This window comes from Bradyrhizobium sp. CB2312, from assembly GCF_029714425.1.
Lineage (GTDB): Bacteria > Pseudomonadota > Alphaproteobacteria > Rhizobiales > Xanthobacteraceae > Bradyrhizobium.
In genome coordinates this window covers 779,809-793,115 of record NZ_CP121668.1, presented here as the reverse complement: position 1 = coordinate 793,115, position 13,307 = coordinate 779,809, and the positions used below count along the sequence as shown (strand labels likewise).

Below are 13,307 nucleotides of genomic sequence, written 5' to 3'. Positions count from 1 at the left end.
ATTAGAAGCAGGTGGTGGGCACGGCGCGGTGCGCCTTTGCCCACCCTACGCCTTCGGGGGCGATGACACCGGAATCGCGGAGACGCCCCCTACTGCTTCCTGATCAGGCTCCACTTCGTGATCACGGCCTCGCTCATCTGGCCGGGATCGCTGGCGCAGGCGACCTCGTCGACCTTGACCGAGATCTCCTTGCCGACGAACGATTTCAACTGCGCGGCCTGCGCGTCGCTGGAGGTGACGAGCTGGAAGGTCTCAGGTCCGGTCTCGAGATTGCACAGCCCGTTCGGCGCCGGCAGGCGGCGCGGCTCGGAGGTGATCTGGTACATCGCGATCCGCTTGCCGGCGTTCTTGACGTCGCGCACCTTCATCGTGTTCAGCTCGCCCGAGAGCACGTCGCCATTGTTGATCGGCTTGCCGGGCTTGGACGGCGGCGGGGCCCCATCGTCCTGCTGCGCCGAGACGGCCGGGGTCACCACCGTCATCATCGTCAGGGCCAAAGCCAGCCGTTTGGCGAATCGTTTCGTCATGTCGTCCGTTCCGTGAAGTCTGGATAGCTAGAACAGCGTCCGCTGCCGCATGGCGGCCGATAGCGTACCTTCATCGAGATAATCAAGCTCGCCGCCGACCGGCACACCGTGCGCTAACCGGGTTACTTTGACGTTGGCGTCCTGAAGCAGGTCGGTGATGTAATGCGCCGTGGTCTGGCCGTCCACCGTTGCATTCAGCGCCAGAATGATCTCGTGCACCTCGGCGGCATGGGCCCGCGCGACCAGCGCGTCGATGGTGAGGTCCTGCGGGCCGACGCCGTCGAGCGGCGACAGGGTCGCGCCCAGCACGTGGTAGCGACCCTGGGTGGCATTGGCCCGCTCCAGCGCCCAGAGATCGGCGACGTCGGCGACCACGACGATGATGGCAGGATCGCGCTTCGGATCGGTGCAGACGGTGCAGGGATTTTGCGTGTCGATGTTGCCGCAGGTCTTGCAGACCTGGACCTTGTCGAGCGCCACCTGCAAGGCAGAGGACAGCGGCATCATCAGCGCTTCGCGCTTCTTGATCAGATGCAGCGCCGCGCGCCGCGCCGAGCGCGGGCCAAGGCCCGGCAGCCGCGCGAGAAGCTGGACCAGCCGCTCGATCTCGGGACCTGCAACCGCGCCCATCTTACTGGCCGAACAGCCCCGGCGGCAGGCCGAGCCCGCCGGTGAGCGACTGCATCTTCTCCTGCATCGCCGTCTCCGCCTTGCGGCGGGCATCGCCAAAGGCGGTGACGAGCAGGTCTTCCAGCACCTCGCGCTCTTCCGGCTTCATCAGCGAGGGATCGATCTTGACGCCCTTCACGTCCATCTTCGCGGTCATGCGCACGGCGACGAGACCGCCGCCGGAGATGCCCTCGACCTCTACATTGCCGAGCTGCTCCTGCATCTCCTGCATCTTGGATTGCAGCTGCGCCGCCTGCTTCATCATGCCGAGAAAGTCAGCCATGGGTGCTCGTCCTTAAAACTGGCCAAAGCGCGATGAAGCGCGCTTTTGCTTTTTTGTTCGAGCATGATCTCTCGGAAAACCGCCGCACACTTTTCCGGATCATGCTCAAAGATCGTCGTCGGCGTCGGAACCGTCGGGCGGATCGTCAGTGCCATAGTCGGCATTAATATTGGATTCCGGCGCCTCGGGGGCAAGCCTGCGGACCTCGACGACCTTCGCGCCGGGGAAACGCGACAGCACCTCCTGCACGCGCGGATCGGCCTCCGCGGTGCGGGCATGCTCCTGCTTGGCGGCCTGGTTCACCGAGCGCAGCGTCGGCTGGCCCTGCTCGTTGGAGACGATCACGGTCCAGCGCCGGCCGGTCCAGAGCTCGAATTTCTTCGCAAGCTCCGAGATCATGGTCTTGGAGGCGTTGGGCTCGAGCGCGACCTCCAGCCGGCCCTCCTCGAAACGGACGAGGCGCATGTCGCCCTCGAGGGCGCCCTTGGTCATGAGGTCGCGCTTCTGCCCGGCAAGCGCGACGAGCTGGGTGAAGCTGGTGATGCGCAGCTGGGGCGCCGCACCTTGGGTATTCGGCGCGGGCGCCGCCATTTGCGGCCGGGCGCCGCCACCGAAGGAAGTCGGCGACGAGGTCGGCATGCGAACCGGCGCCGCCGAGGCAACCGGCGCTGCGGACGCCATCGGTGCGGCCGGCGCGCTGCTACGCGCGCTACTTCCGCCACTCACGACTGGCGAGCCGCCGCCGTTCTGCTCCAGCATCCGGATCGCTTCGTCCGGCGTCGGCAGGTCGGCGACATAGGCGATGCGCACCAGCACCATCTCGGCGGCCGCGGCGGGACGCGTCGCAGCCTGCACCTCGGTGATGCCCTTGAGCAGCATCTGCCACATCCGCGACAGCACCCGCATCGAGATCTTCGAGGCGAAATCCTTCGCCCGCACCCGCTCGGTCTCGCCATAGGCGACGTTGTCGGCGGTCGCCGGCACGATCTTCACGCGGGTGACGAAGTTCACGAACTCCGCGAGGTCGGAGAGCACGACGATCGGATCGGCGCCGACGTCGTACTGATCCCGGAACTCCTTGAAGGCGGCGGCGATGTCGCCGCGCGCCAGCGAATCGAACAGGTCGATGACGCGGGTGCGGTCGGCGAGCCCCAGCATCTGCCTGACCGCGTCGGCCTTCACCTGCCCCGCCGCATGCGCGATCGCCTGGTCGAGCAGCGACAGTGAGTCGCGCACCGAGCCTTCCGCGGCGCGGGCGATGATGCCGAGCGCCTCCGGCTCGATCTCGACGTTTTCCTTCGCGGCGATATTGGCGAGGTGCTTCATCAGCACGTCGGCCTCGACCCGGCGCAGGTCGAAGCGCTGGCAACGCGACAGCACGGTGACCGGAACCTTGCGGATCTCGGTCGTCGCAAACACGAATTTGGCGTGCTCCGGCGGTTCCTCCAGCGTCTTCAGGAAGGCGTTGAACGCCGCCGTCGACAGCATGTGGACTTCGTCGATGATGTAGACCTTGTAGCGGGCGCTGGCCGGCGCGTAGCGCACGCTGTCATTGATCTGGCGGACGTCGTCGACGCCGGTGTGCGAGGCCGCGTCCATCTCCAGCACGTCCATGTGCCGGCTTTCCATGATCGCCTGGCAATGCACGCCCAAGGTCGGCAAGTGGATGGTCGGCCCTTTCACCGAGCCATCCGGCATCTCGTAGTTGAGCGCCCGGGCAAGAATGCGCGCAGTGGTGGTCTTGCCGACGCCGCGGACGCCGGTGAGGATCCAGGCCTGCGGAATGCGGCCGGTCTCGAAGGCGTTGGAGACGGTGCGGACCACGGCCTCCTGGCCGATCAGGTCGTCGAATGAGGAGGGGCGGTATTTGCGCGCCAGCACCCGGTAGGGCGCGTTGCCGGCCGGGCCGGCGCTATCGGGATTGGGAGGGGCGCCAGCGTCGGTCATCGGTCGATCCGCAATGAAATGTCTCTCGGCCGGCTTTTGCGGAAAGGAGCGCGCTGGCGGGGAGCCCGCCGGCGCAATTCGCTCGGAAAAACAGGTAGGAGACTGACGAGCGACCCGATCCGGACCTCGTTAGGGCTGCTTCCTTCCGGACCTGACCCGGTTGGCGAGTGGCTCGTCCACCGCCAATCTCCCGGTCCCTATTTGGGGCCAAAGGAAGCGGAAAGCAAGCGGGTATCGGTTCGAACGGTCGGGGTTTGCCCAGCATCCGGGCAAACCCGGATCTGCCCAGCCGATAGGCTGTGCTTTCACTGATGGGACCACCTTGCTAAGAACGCTGCCGGAACTCCACCCAACCAGAAGAGCGATTGATCCCAATGGTTACACGTCGTGATGTTGCATCGATTGTCGGACTTGGCGCGGTCACCGCAGCCGCGCTGGCCGCCCCGGCCGTGGCCCAGACCGCGGCCGACCCGAACGAATCGACCTTCGCCCGCATCCGTCGCACCAAGAAGATGCGGATCGGCGCGGTCGGCGGCGGCGCGCCCTATTACATGAAGGACCTCGCCACCGGCCAGTGGAAGGGTTTTTACATCGACATCGCCAAGGGGCTTGCCGACGACATGGAGGCCGAGCTCGAGATCACCGAGACGACCTGGGGCAATTCGGTGCTCGACCTTCAGTCCAACAAGATCGACATCTTCTTCGGCCTCAACCCGACCCCGAAGCGCGCGCTGGTGGTCGATTTCTCGGTGCCGGTCTTCAACAACGCCTTCGGCATCCTCTGCAAGAAGGACTTCAAGCCGAAGAGCTGGGCCGAGCTGAACTCGCCCGACATCAAGATCGCCGTCGACCAGGGCTCCTCGCACGACCAGGTCGTCAGCCGTCTGACGCCGAAGGCGCAGATCTCGCGCCTGAAGACCGCCGACGATGCCACCGCCGCTCTGCAGACCGGCCGCGTCGATGCGCAGTGCCTGATCACCATGCTGTCGCTGACCGTCTTGAAGAAGAATCCCTCGCTCGGCCAGTTCGTGCTGCCGACGCCGATCTTCGCGACGACGTCCAACGCCGGCTTCCGCCGCGAGAACGACAAGACTTTCCGCGACTACGTCAACACCTGGATCGACTTCAACAAGGGCCTCGGCTTCATCCGCAACGCGATCATCACCAACATGGAGCTGGTGGGCGTGACGGAAGCGGATATTCCGCCGGGCGTGTCGTTGTAAGTTGATGTTCGCGGCAGGCTCGCTCCGCGGACTCCGCTCCGCCCCCTCCCACGCTTGCGGGGGAGGGTCGGGGAGAGGGTGCTTCCGCAAAGAGACTCCCCTAGAGGACAGAGCCCTCACCCGCCTCGCATCTTCGATGCGAGCCGACCTCTCCCGCAAGCGGGAGAGGTGAAGGAAGAAAGCACGCATGTATCAGTGGGACTTCGGCATCCTCTGGAGCTATCGCTGGCTCTTTCTCAACGGGCTTGGCGTCACTGTCGGCTTCACCGTGGTGATCGTGCTGCTTGGCCTCGTGTTCGGCCTGCTCGGCGCGTTCGGCAGCCTGTCGCGCTTCAAGGCCGTACGTCTCGTCGCGCTCGCCTTCATCGAGGCGTTCCGCTGCACGCCGATCCTGGTGCAGCTGATCTGGTTCTATTACGCGCTGCCGATCCTCGCCGGCGTCGAGATGACGCCGATCACCGCCTCGGCGCTGGCGCTCTCGCTCTATGGCGGCTCGTTCTATTCGGAGATCATCCGCGGCGGCATCATCTCGATCGACAAGGGCCAGTCGGAAGCCGGCGCCGCGCTCGGCATGACGCCGGGCCAGACCATGCGGCGCATCGTGCTGCCGCAGGCGATCAAGCGCATGATCCCGGCGCTGATGAACCAGTCGATCATCCAGTTCAAGAACACCTCGCTGGTCTCGGTGCTGGCGGTGCCTGACCTCGTCTATCAAAGCCAGGTCGCAGCCCATGACAGCTACCGGCCGCTGGAGACTTACACCGCGGTCGCGGTCGCCTATGCGGCGATCCTGATCCCGCTCACCATCATCGTCCGCCGCGGCGAGAAGCGACTGGCGGTGAGCGAATGAGCGAGACGTCCAAGAACACTTCGAAAATCGAGATCCGCAGCCTTCGCAAGAGCTTTGGCAGCAACGAGGTTTTGAAGAACATCAACCTCGACGTCGCCAAGGGCGGCGTCGTCGCGCTGATCGGACCATCGGGCTCCGGCAAATCGACTTTGCTCCGCTGCATCAACCTGCTGGTCGAGCCCGACGGCGGCAGCGTCCGCGTCGGCGACACACGCTTCTCGTTCGGTGAAGGCACAAAGCTCCCCGACGTGAAAACGCTGGCAAAATTTCGCGCCACCACCGGCATGGTGTTCCAGCATTTCAATCTGTTCCCGCACATGACGACGCTCCAGAATGTGATGGAGGGCCCGGTCACGGTGCGGCGCATGGCCAGGGCTGACGCCGAGAAGCTCGCGCGGGCGCAGCTCGCCAAAGTCGGCCTTGCCGAGAAGGCCGACCAATATCCGGCGACGCTCTCCGGCGGCCAGAAGCAGCGCGTTGCGATCGCACGCGCGCTGGCGATGGAGCCTGACGTCATGCTGTTCGACGAGGCCACCTCGGCGCTCGACCCCGAGCTCGTCGGCGAGGTGCTCAACGTGATGCAGCGCCTCGCCTCCGAAGGCATGACCATGGTGATCGTGACCCACGAGATCGCATTCGCCCGCGAGGTCGCCGACCGTCTGATCTTCATGCGCGACGGTGTGGTCGTGGAGGAAGGTCCGGCGCGGCAGGTGATCGACAACCCGCAGCAAGCGGCGACGCGCGCCTTCCTCAGCCATTTCCACCGCACCGGCGCGCTGCCGCCGGCCAACGCGACACCGTGATGCCTGATATCGATCGCGCCTATCTCGTCACCGGTGCCGCCAGCGGCATCGGCCGCGCCACCGCAAAACTGCTCGCAGCGCCCGGCACCGCGCTGCTGCTGCACACGCGCTCGAACGCGGAAGGTCTCGACGCCACCGCGGCCGAAACTGAAGCAAAAGGTGCTGCGGTCGCGAAGTGCCTCGGCGATCTTGCCGAGCAAGCGGCCGTCACCGACGCGATCGCCGCCGCGCAGGCCGCCTTCGGCCGGCTCGATGGATTGATCCTGGTCGGCGGCCACGCCCGCCGCGGCAGCGCCATCGGCACGCCGGCGGATCAATTCCGGCAGGCGATGGATGAATCCGCGCTGGCCTTCACACGTCTCGTTGACGCCGCGCTGCCGCTGCTGCGCGCCGGACAGGATGCGCGAATCGTGGCGGTGTCGTCCTTCGTAGCGCATGCGATCCGGCCTGAGTTCGCGCCCTTCGCGGCCACCGCCGCGAGCCGCTCCGCGCTGGAAGCGCTGGTGCGCCTCACCGCGATGGAGCTTGCGAAAGACGGCATCACCGTCAACGCGGTTTCGCCAGGCCTCATCGTCAAGGACAAGCCGAGCGAGAGCCGGCTGTCGCCCGAACAGATCGCCGCGACCGAGGCGCTGATCCCGATGCGCCGCCGCGGGCGGCCGGAGGAAGTCGCCGAAATCATCGCCTTCCTGGCATCCCCGAAGGCGTCCTACGTCACCGGCCAGGTCTGGCACGTCAATGGAGGCCTGACATGACCGAAGCAACCGTCGCACGTATCAGGCTGTTCCTGATCGAAAGCCCGATCAAGATGGCGCGCCTGCAGGGCGTCGGCAACGTCAAGGGCACGGTGAAGCGCGTGCTGATCGAACTGACCTCCAGCGACGGCGTGGTCGGTTGGGGTGAAGCGGCGCCGTGGGAGGTGTTCACGGGAACGCCGGAAGCGGCATTCTCCGCGCTCGACATCTATCTGCGGCCGATCCTGCTCGGCAAACCCGTGCGCCGCATCCGTGCGCTGATGGCCGAGCTCGACCGCGCGCTGGTCGGCCATGCCGAGGCCAAGGTCGGGATCGAGATGGCGCTGCTCGACATCGTCGGCAAATCGTCGGGGCTGTCGGTCGCCGACCTGCTGGGCGGCCGTGTGCGCGACACCATTCCCCTCTCCTTCTCGATCGCCGATCCCGATTTCGCCGCCGATCTCGAACGCATGCGAAAGATGGTTCCTGAGGGGAACGTCATCTACAAGGTCAAGACCGGCGTGAAGCCGCATCGCGAGGACCTCGACCATCTCGAAGCGATCCGCAAAGAGTTTGGCGACAAGGTCGATCTGCGCGTCGACTACAACCAGGCGCTGGCGCCGTTCGGCGCGATCAAGATCCTGCGCGATGTCGAAGAGTTTGCGCCGACCTTCATCGAGCAGCCGGTGCCACGCAAATTTCTCGACGTGATGGCGCAGCTCACCGCGGCGCTGGAAACGCCGGTGCTCGCCGACGAAAGCTGCTTCGACCGCCGCGACATGATGGAGGTGGTGCGCCGCGAGGCGGCCGATGCCGTCTCGATCAAGCTGATGAAGGCCGGCGGCCTGTTCGAGGCGCAGGCGATCATGGCGATCGCCGACATCGCCGGCCTCCCCGGCTATGGCGGCACGCTGTGGGAGGGCGGCATTGGCCTTGCTGCCGGCACGCAGCTGATCGCGGCGACGCCAGGCATCTCGCTCGGCTGCGAATTCTACATGCCGCATCACGTGCTGACCGAGGACGTGCTGGAGGAGCGTGTGGCGAACCGCGCCGGTCACGTCGTGGTGCCCGACGGTCCCGGCCTCGGCATCCGCGTCAGCGAAGCCTCGGTCCGCGCCAATGCGCGGGTGTTGGCGGAGGCGTAGTTTCCGTCATTCCGGGGCGCGCGCAGCGCGAGCCCGGAATCCATAACCACAGGATCGAGTTTGGCGAAGATTCGCAGTTGCCAGCTCGGGCCACACTTCTCCCTGTGGTTATGGGTCCCGGATCTGCGCTCCGCTTCGCTGCGCTTGTCCGGGACGACGATCGCGTATGCGGTGACAGCGTAGCGCAATCCTTCCCCTATTGGACCCCGTATCGTATGGTCGGACCCAACACGCCCGTCCTACGGGCCATCCGGAAACGCATATGTCTGATCCCGCCTGGTCGCTGCACTCCCGTCTGAAAGAGGACACCATCGACATCGGCGATCTGCCGCTGTCGAAGGTGCTGGTCATCAAGGACGCGCATTATCCCTGGCTCTTGCTGGTGCCGCGGCGCCCCGACGCGGTCGAGATCATCGATCTCGACGAAGTCCAGCAGGCGCAATTGATGACGGAGATCTCCCGCGTCTCGCGCGCGCTCAAGGAGATCACCAAATGCGACAAGCTCAATGTCGCGGCCCTCGGCAACCTCGTGCCGCAGCTTCACGTTCACATCATCGCGCGCCGGACCAGCGACGCCGCCTGGCCGCGGCCGGTGTGGGGCGTGATGCCGCCGCTGGCACACGATGCCGCGGAGGTTCAGAATTTCATCAGCGCGCTTCGCCGAAAAATCTGGTTGGGTTGAAAGAATAACAATGTCAGCATTCGATGCGTTTCCGCTGGGACAGCCGGCCTTCGTCACCAACGTGCTCGACCGCGCCGCGCATCTGCGCCGCGACGACGAAAAACTATTCGCGCTGGAGCAGAAATCCTCATCGCGCGCCTATGTCGTCTACCGCGACTCGCTGCTGGTGAAGCGCGACGGCGACAAGGCCCGCGCGCTGCTCGGAATCGACGAGGCGCTGAAATGCGGCGCCAATCCCGGCACGATCTTTTTGGGTCTGCGCGACGGCGCCGCGGTCTTCGGCATGGGGATGTCGCAGGCCGCCGCCGAGAAGCTGATCGGCCGTGAGGACTACACCGTCACCGAGCTGCGCGGCATGGCAATGCAGGGCGCGATCCCGCCCGACGAGCTCTCGGCGGTCGCGATGGCGAAGTCGATGGTCAGCTGGCACCAGCGCCACGGCTATTGCGCCAATTGCGGCGCCCGCAGCGCGATGAAGGAAGGCGGCTGGAAGCGCGAATGTCCCGCTTGCAAAGCCGAGCACTTTCCGCGCACCGATCCGGTCGTGATCATGCACGTGGCATCCGGCGAGAAATGCCTGCTTGGCCGCCAGAAGCAGTTTCCGTCGGGCATGTTTTCGTGCCTCGCCGGCTTCGTCGAGGCCGCCGAGACGATCGAGGACGCGGTGCGCCGCGAGATCCTCGAAGAATCCGGCATCCGCTGCACCGACGTGCAATATTACATGACGCAGCCCTGGCCCTATCCGTCGTCGCTGATGATCGGCTGCAGCGCGCGAGCGCTGAACGAGGACATCGTGGTCGACCACTCGGAGCTGGAAGACGCGCGCTGGTTCACGCGCGAGGAGGCGGCAAAGATGCTGACGCGGACCCATCCGGACGGGCTCGCCGGCCCGCATCCCTTCGCCATCGCCCATCACCTGCTCGGCCGCTGGGTGCACGACAAGAGCTGACCGCCGATGGCGCTACCTGCGACCGCGCCGCGCATCCTCTGCATCGGCATTCCCGTGCGCGACCTGACCTTCCGGGTCGATTCCGTGCCCGCGCGCGGCAGCAAGGCCAACGCCAGCCATCTTGCGGAGATCTGTGGCGGCAATGCGCTCAACGCTGCCATCGCGATGGCGCGACTTGGCGGCCGCGTCGCATTCGCAGGTCCCATGGGCGATGCGCGCGAGACGTCGAGCGATTTCATTCCGACGCAGATGGCGCGGGAGCACATCGACACCACCCATATCGTGCGCATGCCCGGACTGACCACACCGGTCTCCGCGATCATGATCGAGCCCTCCGGCGAGCGAACGCTCACGATCTATCGCGATCCCGCGCTGTGGAGCGTGAAGCTGCCGGCCGCTGACGAGTTGCTGGCCGATTGTCAGGCGGTCCTGATCGAGAGCCGCTGTGGCGCCTTTTGCAGCGACCTCTGTGCTGAAGCACGCCGGCGCGGCATTGCCGTCATCGTCGGCGTCGATCGCGCCATGTCGTTGCAGGACGGCCTGCTCACCACCGCTTCGCACCTGCTATTCTCGAGCGAGCAGGTGCAGGAGACCGCCGGTATTGCCGATGATGGTGAAGCCCTGAAGCGCCTCGCCGCCCTGACGCCAGCCTTCCTCGCCGCCACCCGCGGGCCCCGCGGCACGATCTGGCTGAACCAGGCGGGCGAGCTCGAGGAGACGGCGGCATTTCCGGTGGAGGCGGTCGATACGCTCGGCGCTGGCGACGTCTTCCATGGCGCCTTCACGCTTCGCCTCGCCGAGCGGGGCGACGTGCGGGAGGCGCTGCGATTCGCCGCGGCGGCCGCCGCGCTGAAATGCAGCCGCCATGGCGGCGGCCCAGCCGCCCCACAACGCGTTGAAGTTGAAGAGCTTTTGCTCCGCGGCCCCTAGAGCAATTCCACCGCCGCGCCGAGAATATGGGCTTGCTATAGAAAGTTTTTCTCTATATCAGGGAAATCAGGCCCTGAAATGGAACAAAGTTCTTCAAATGAGTGACCTTGCCGTCCAGATCCCCGAGACTAGCCGCCGCCTCGATGCCATCGACCGCAAGATCCTGATGGTACTCCAGGAGGATGCCTCCCTGTCCGTCGCCGAGATCGGCGACCGTGTCGGCCTGTCCTCGACCCCTTGCTGGAAGCGCATCCAGCGCCTTGAGGCCGACGGCGTGATCCTGAAGCGGGTCGCCCTGGTCGACCAGAACAAGATCGGGCTTGGCATCTCCGTGTTCGTCTCGGTGGAGAGCTCCGATCATTCCGACGCCTGGCTGAAGAAGTTCGCCGAAGCCGTCAGCGCCATGCCCGAGGTGATGGAATTCTACCGCATGGCCGGCGACGTCGACTACATGCTGCGCGTCGTGGTCGCGGACATGCAGGCCTACGACGTCTTCTACAAAAAGCTGATCAGCGCCGTGCCGCTGAAGAACGTCACCTCGCGCTTCGCGATGGAGAAGATCAAGTCGGTGACAGCGCTGCCGATCCCGGCGGTGGTGGCGGCGTAGCCTTCACCTCTCCCCGCTTGCGGGGAGAGGTCGGATTGCGCTCGGCGATGCGAAGCATCGTCCGATGCAATCCGGGTGAGGGGATACAGGTCCCTCGGCGATCTCACGTGCGGAGAGAGGCCCCTCACCCCAGCCCTCTCCCCGTAAGAACGGGGCGAGGGAGTGGACCGCCGTCGGAGCGCTCAACCCACCTCAAATCGTCTGGTTGTACGCGCCGACCTCGGGATGCGTGCGCAGCACGCTGTTCACCATCTCGAACATGTCGTGCATGCGCTGCTCGGAGACCGGGCTTTCGACCACGACGACGAGTTCGGGCTTGTTGGAGGAGGCCCGCATCAGGCCCCAGCTGCCATCCTCCACCGTAACGCGCACGCCGTTGACGGTGACGAGATCGCGGATCGCCTGGCCGCCGATCTTCGCGCCCTTCGCCTGCAGATCCTCGAAGTGCTTCACCACCTTGTCGATGACGCCGTATTTGACCTCGTCGGCGCAATGCGGCGACATCGTCGGCGACGACCAGGTCTTGGGCAGCGCGTTCTTCAGGTCCGCCATCGACTTGCCGGGGGCGCGGTCGAGCATGTCGCAGATCGCGATTGCCGAGACCAGGCCGTCGTCATAGCCGCGGCCGTAGGGCTTGTTGAAGAAGAAGTGTCCGGACTTCTCGAAGCCCGCGAGCGCGCCCGTCTCGTTGGTGCGGCGCTTCATGTAGGAATGGCCGGTCTTCCAATAGGCGGTCTTCGCGCCCTGCTTCTGCAGAACCGGATCGGTGACGAACAGGCCGGTCGACTTCACGTCGACGATGAACTGCGCGTCCTTGTGGATCGCCGACATGTCGCGCGCCAGCATCACGCCGACCTTGTCGGCAAAAATCTCCTCGCCGGTATTGTCGACGACGCCGCAGCGGTCGCCGTCGCCGTCGAAGCCGAGACCGACATCGGCCTTGTGATGCAGCACCGCGTCGCGGATCGCGTGCAGCATCTCCATGTCTTCTGGGTTCGGATTGTATTTCGGGAAGGTGTGGTCGAGGTCGGTGTCGAGCGGGATCACCTCGCAGCCGATCGCCTCCAGCACCTGCGGCGCGAACGCGCCGGCCGTGCCGTTGCCGCAGGCGGCGACCACCTTGAGCTTGCGCGTCAGCTTCGGACGATTGGTGAGATCGGCGATGTAGCGCGCCGGATAGTTCTCATGGAACTGGTAGGAGCCGCCCGCCTTGTTCTTGAATTCGGCATTGAGGACGATCTCCTTCAACCGCGTCATCTCGTCGGGGCCGAAGGTCAGCGGACGGTTGGCGCCCATCTTCACGCCGGTCCAGCCATTGTCGTTGTGCGAGGCGGTGACCATGGCAACGCAGGGCACGTCGAGATCGAACTGCGCGAAATAGGCCATCGGCGTCACGGCGAGGCCGATGTCGTGCACTTTGCAACCCGCCGCCATCAGGCCCGAGATCAGCGCGTATTTGATCGAGGCCGAATAGCCGCGGAAATCATGGCCGGTGACGATCTCCTGTTTGACGCCAAGCTCGGCGATCAGCGCGCCCAGCCCCATGCCGAGCGCCTGGATTCCCATCAGGTTGATTTCCTTCTGGAACAGCCAGCGCGCGTCGTATTCGCGAAAGCCGGTCGGCTTCACCATCGGCTCGGATTCGAAGCCGTAGGTATTGGGCAAAAGTACGGATTTCGGCTTGGGAAACATTGAGACAATCTCGCGGGAGGGGCAGGAATTGGTGCAGCCTTAGCGAATGCCGGGCTGCAGCGGAAGGAGGGAATGGCAGCTTATGGCTGATAATTGCGGCAGTTTGGTAACGGAAAAACCTTACTGCTGCCTCGCAATGCGCGCGATCGCGCGCAAGAGTGGTTGATCTGTCATGATCGATCGCACCCTCAGATGCGCCGTCGCGCCTCACAGTGTCTGATCGAGGGATCGTATTGAAGCCGTCCGGGCCGGCCGCGGATATCCAC

14 protein-coding genes and 1 other RNA gene are annotated in these 13,307 nt (G+C 65.3%); 9 read left to right on the top strand and 6 right to left on the bottom strand.

Going from position 1 to position 13,307, the window contains the following annotated elements; all coding sequences use genetic code 11:
• Positions 1-89: 89 nt before the first annotated feature.
• The 5 genes from QA642_RS03755 to ffs all read right to left on the bottom strand — a co-directional run bounded on the left by QA642_RS03755 (position 90) and on the right by ffs (position 3,617).
• Positions 90-527, bottom strand: a complete 438-nt coding sequence (locus QA642_RS03755; RefSeq protein WP_283083446.1) for a hypothetical protein — start codon at positions 525-527, stop codon at positions 90-92.
• A 27-nt stretch (positions 528-554) separates the two neighbouring features.
• Positions 555-1,157, bottom strand: coding sequence for a recombination mediator RecR (recR, locus tag QA642_RS03750; RefSeq protein WP_027561562.1), 603 nt, complete (start codon positions 1,155-1,157; stop codon positions 555-557).
• 1 nt (position 1,158) lies between these two features.
• Positions 1,159-1,479: a YbaB/EbfC family nucleoid-associated protein gene (locus QA642_RS03745; protein WP_283083445.1), complete on the bottom strand. Its 321-nt coding sequence runs from the start codon at positions 1,477-1,479 to the stop codon at positions 1,159-1,161.
• A gap of 105 nt (positions 1,480-1,584) precedes the next feature.
• Positions 1,585-3,426 carry a DNA polymerase III subunit gamma/tau gene (locus tag QA642_RS03740; RefSeq protein ID WP_283083444.1) on the bottom strand — a complete coding sequence of 614 codons (1,842 nt, stop codon included), beginning with the start codon at positions 3,424-3,426 and terminating at the stop codon, positions 1,585-1,587.
• 94 nt (positions 3,427-3,520) lie between these two features.
• Positions 3,521-3,617: signal recognition particle sRNA small type (gene ffs / locus QA642_RS03735), an RNA gene on the bottom strand.
• 183 nt (positions 3,618-3,800) lie between these two features.
• Between ffs and QA642_RS03730 the strand changes: the two genes are divergently transcribed.
• The 9 genes from QA642_RS03730 (at position 3,801) to QA642_RS03690 (ending at position 11,349) form a co-directional block, all read left to right on the top strand.
• Positions 3,801-4,649: a transporter substrate-binding domain-containing protein gene (locus QA642_RS03730; protein ID WP_283083443.1), complete on the top strand. Its 849-nt coding sequence runs from the start codon at positions 3,801-3,803 to the stop codon at positions 4,647-4,649.
• Positions 4,650-4,836: 187 nt separating this feature from the next.
• The gene (locus tag QA642_RS03725) at positions 4,837-5,499 is read left to right on the top strand and encodes an amino acid ABC transporter permease (protein ID WP_283083442.1); all 663 of its coding nucleotides are present in this window, start codon (positions 4,837-4,839) and stop codon (positions 5,497-5,499) included.
• Positions 5,496-6,302: an amino acid ABC transporter ATP-binding protein gene (locus QA642_RS03720; RefSeq protein WP_283083441.1), complete on the top strand. Its 807-nt coding sequence runs from the start codon at positions 5,496-5,498 to the stop codon at positions 6,300-6,302. The genes QA642_RS03725 and QA642_RS03720 overlap by 4 nt, the downstream gene beginning before the upstream one ends.
• Positions 6,302-7,057, top strand: coding sequence for an SDR family oxidoreductase (locus tag QA642_RS03715; RefSeq protein WP_283083440.1), 756 nt, complete (start codon positions 6,302-6,304; stop codon positions 7,055-7,057). Before QA642_RS03720 ends, QA642_RS03715 begins: the two co-directional genes overlap by 1 nt.
• Positions 7,054-8,181 (top strand): muconate cycloisomerase family protein, encoded by a 1,128-nt coding sequence (locus tag QA642_RS03710; RefSeq protein WP_283083439.1) that lies wholly within the window; start codon positions 7,054-7,056, stop codon positions 8,179-8,181. The genes QA642_RS03715 and QA642_RS03710 overlap by 4 nt, the downstream gene beginning before the upstream one ends.
• Before the next feature lie 262 nt (positions 8,182-8,443).
• Positions 8,444-8,863, top strand: coding sequence for an HIT family protein (locus QA642_RS03705; protein WP_092220890.1), 420 nt, complete (start codon positions 8,444-8,446; stop codon positions 8,861-8,863).
• 10 nt (positions 8,864-8,873) lie between these two features.
• On the top strand, positions 8,874-9,812 hold the full coding sequence (gene nudC / locus QA642_RS03700; RefSeq protein WP_283083438.1) for an NAD(+) diphosphatase: 939 nt from the start codon (positions 8,874-8,876) through the stop codon (positions 9,810-9,812).
• Between the two features lie 6 nt (positions 9,813-9,818).
• The gene (locus QA642_RS03695; protein WP_283083437.1) at positions 9,819-10,742 is read left to right on the top strand and encodes a sugar kinase; all 924 of its coding nucleotides are present in this window, start codon (positions 9,819-9,821) and stop codon (positions 10,740-10,742) included.
• Positions 10,743-10,839: 97 nt separating this feature from the next.
• On the top strand, positions 10,840-11,349 hold the full coding sequence (locus QA642_RS03690) for an Lrp/AsnC family transcriptional regulator (protein WP_283083436.1): 510 nt from the start codon (positions 10,840-10,842) through the stop codon (positions 11,347-11,349).
• A 192-nt stretch (positions 11,350-11,541) separates the two neighbouring features.
• On the opposite strand, the gene QA642_RS03685 is transcribed toward QA642_RS03690, so the two are convergent.
• Positions 11,542-13,041, bottom strand: coding sequence for a phosphomannomutase/phosphoglucomutase (locus QA642_RS03685; RefSeq protein ID WP_283083435.1), 1,500 nt, complete (start codon positions 13,039-13,041; stop codon positions 11,542-11,544).
• Positions 13,042-13,307 lie beyond the last annotated feature (266 nt).

What these genes read in the sequence shown, in the direction of transcription:
- QA642_RS03755 (WP_283083446.1), bottom strand. Translation starts at nt 527, where the DNA reads ATGACGAAACGATTCGCCAAACGGCTGGCTTTGGCCCTGACGATGATG.
- recR (WP_027561562.1), bottom strand. Translation starts at nt 1,157, where the DNA reads ATGGGCGCGGTTGCAGGTCCCGAGATCGAGCGGCTGGTCCAGCTTCTC.
- QA642_RS03745 (WP_283083445.1), bottom strand. Translation starts at nt 1,479, where the DNA reads ATGGCTGACTTTCTCGGCATGATGAAGCAGGCGGCGCAGCTGCAATCC.
- QA642_RS03740 (WP_283083444.1), bottom strand. Translation starts at nt 3,426, where the DNA reads ATGACCGACGCTGGCGCCCCTCCCAATCCCGATAGCGCCGGCCCGGCC.
- QA642_RS03730 (WP_283083443.1), top strand. Translation starts at nt 3,801, where the DNA reads ATGGTTACACGTCGTGATGTTGCATCGATTGTCGGACTTGGCGCGGTC.
- QA642_RS03725 (WP_283083442.1), top strand. Translation starts at nt 4,837, where the DNA reads ATGTATCAGTGGGACTTCGGCATCCTCTGGAGCTATCGCTGGCTCTTT.
- QA642_RS03720 (WP_283083441.1), top strand. Translation starts at nt 5,496, where the DNA reads ATGAGCGAGACGTCCAAGAACACTTCGAAAATCGAGATCCGCAGCCTT.
- QA642_RS03715 (WP_283083440.1), top strand. Translation starts at nt 6,302, where the DNA reads ATGCCTGATATCGATCGCGCCTATCTCGTCACCGGTGCCGCCAGCGGC.
- QA642_RS03710 (WP_283083439.1), top strand. Translation starts at nt 7,054, where the DNA reads ATGACCGAAGCAACCGTCGCACGTATCAGGCTGTTCCTGATCGAAAGC.
- QA642_RS03705 (WP_092220890.1), top strand. Translation starts at nt 8,444, where the DNA reads ATGTCTGATCCCGCCTGGTCGCTGCACTCCCGTCTGAAAGAGGACACC.
- nudC (WP_283083438.1), top strand. Translation starts at nt 8,874, where the DNA reads ATGTCAGCATTCGATGCGTTTCCGCTGGGACAGCCGGCCTTCGTCACC.
- QA642_RS03695 (WP_283083437.1), top strand. Translation starts at nt 9,819, where the DNA reads ATGGCGCTACCTGCGACCGCGCCGCGCATCCTCTGCATCGGCATTCCC.
- QA642_RS03690 (WP_283083436.1), top strand. Translation starts at nt 10,840, where the DNA reads ATGAGTGACCTTGCCGTCCAGATCCCCGAGACTAGCCGCCGCCTCGAT.
- QA642_RS03685 (WP_283083435.1), bottom strand. Translation starts at nt 13,041, where the DNA reads ATGTTTCCCAAGCCGAAATCCGTACTTTTGCCCAATACCTACGGCTTC.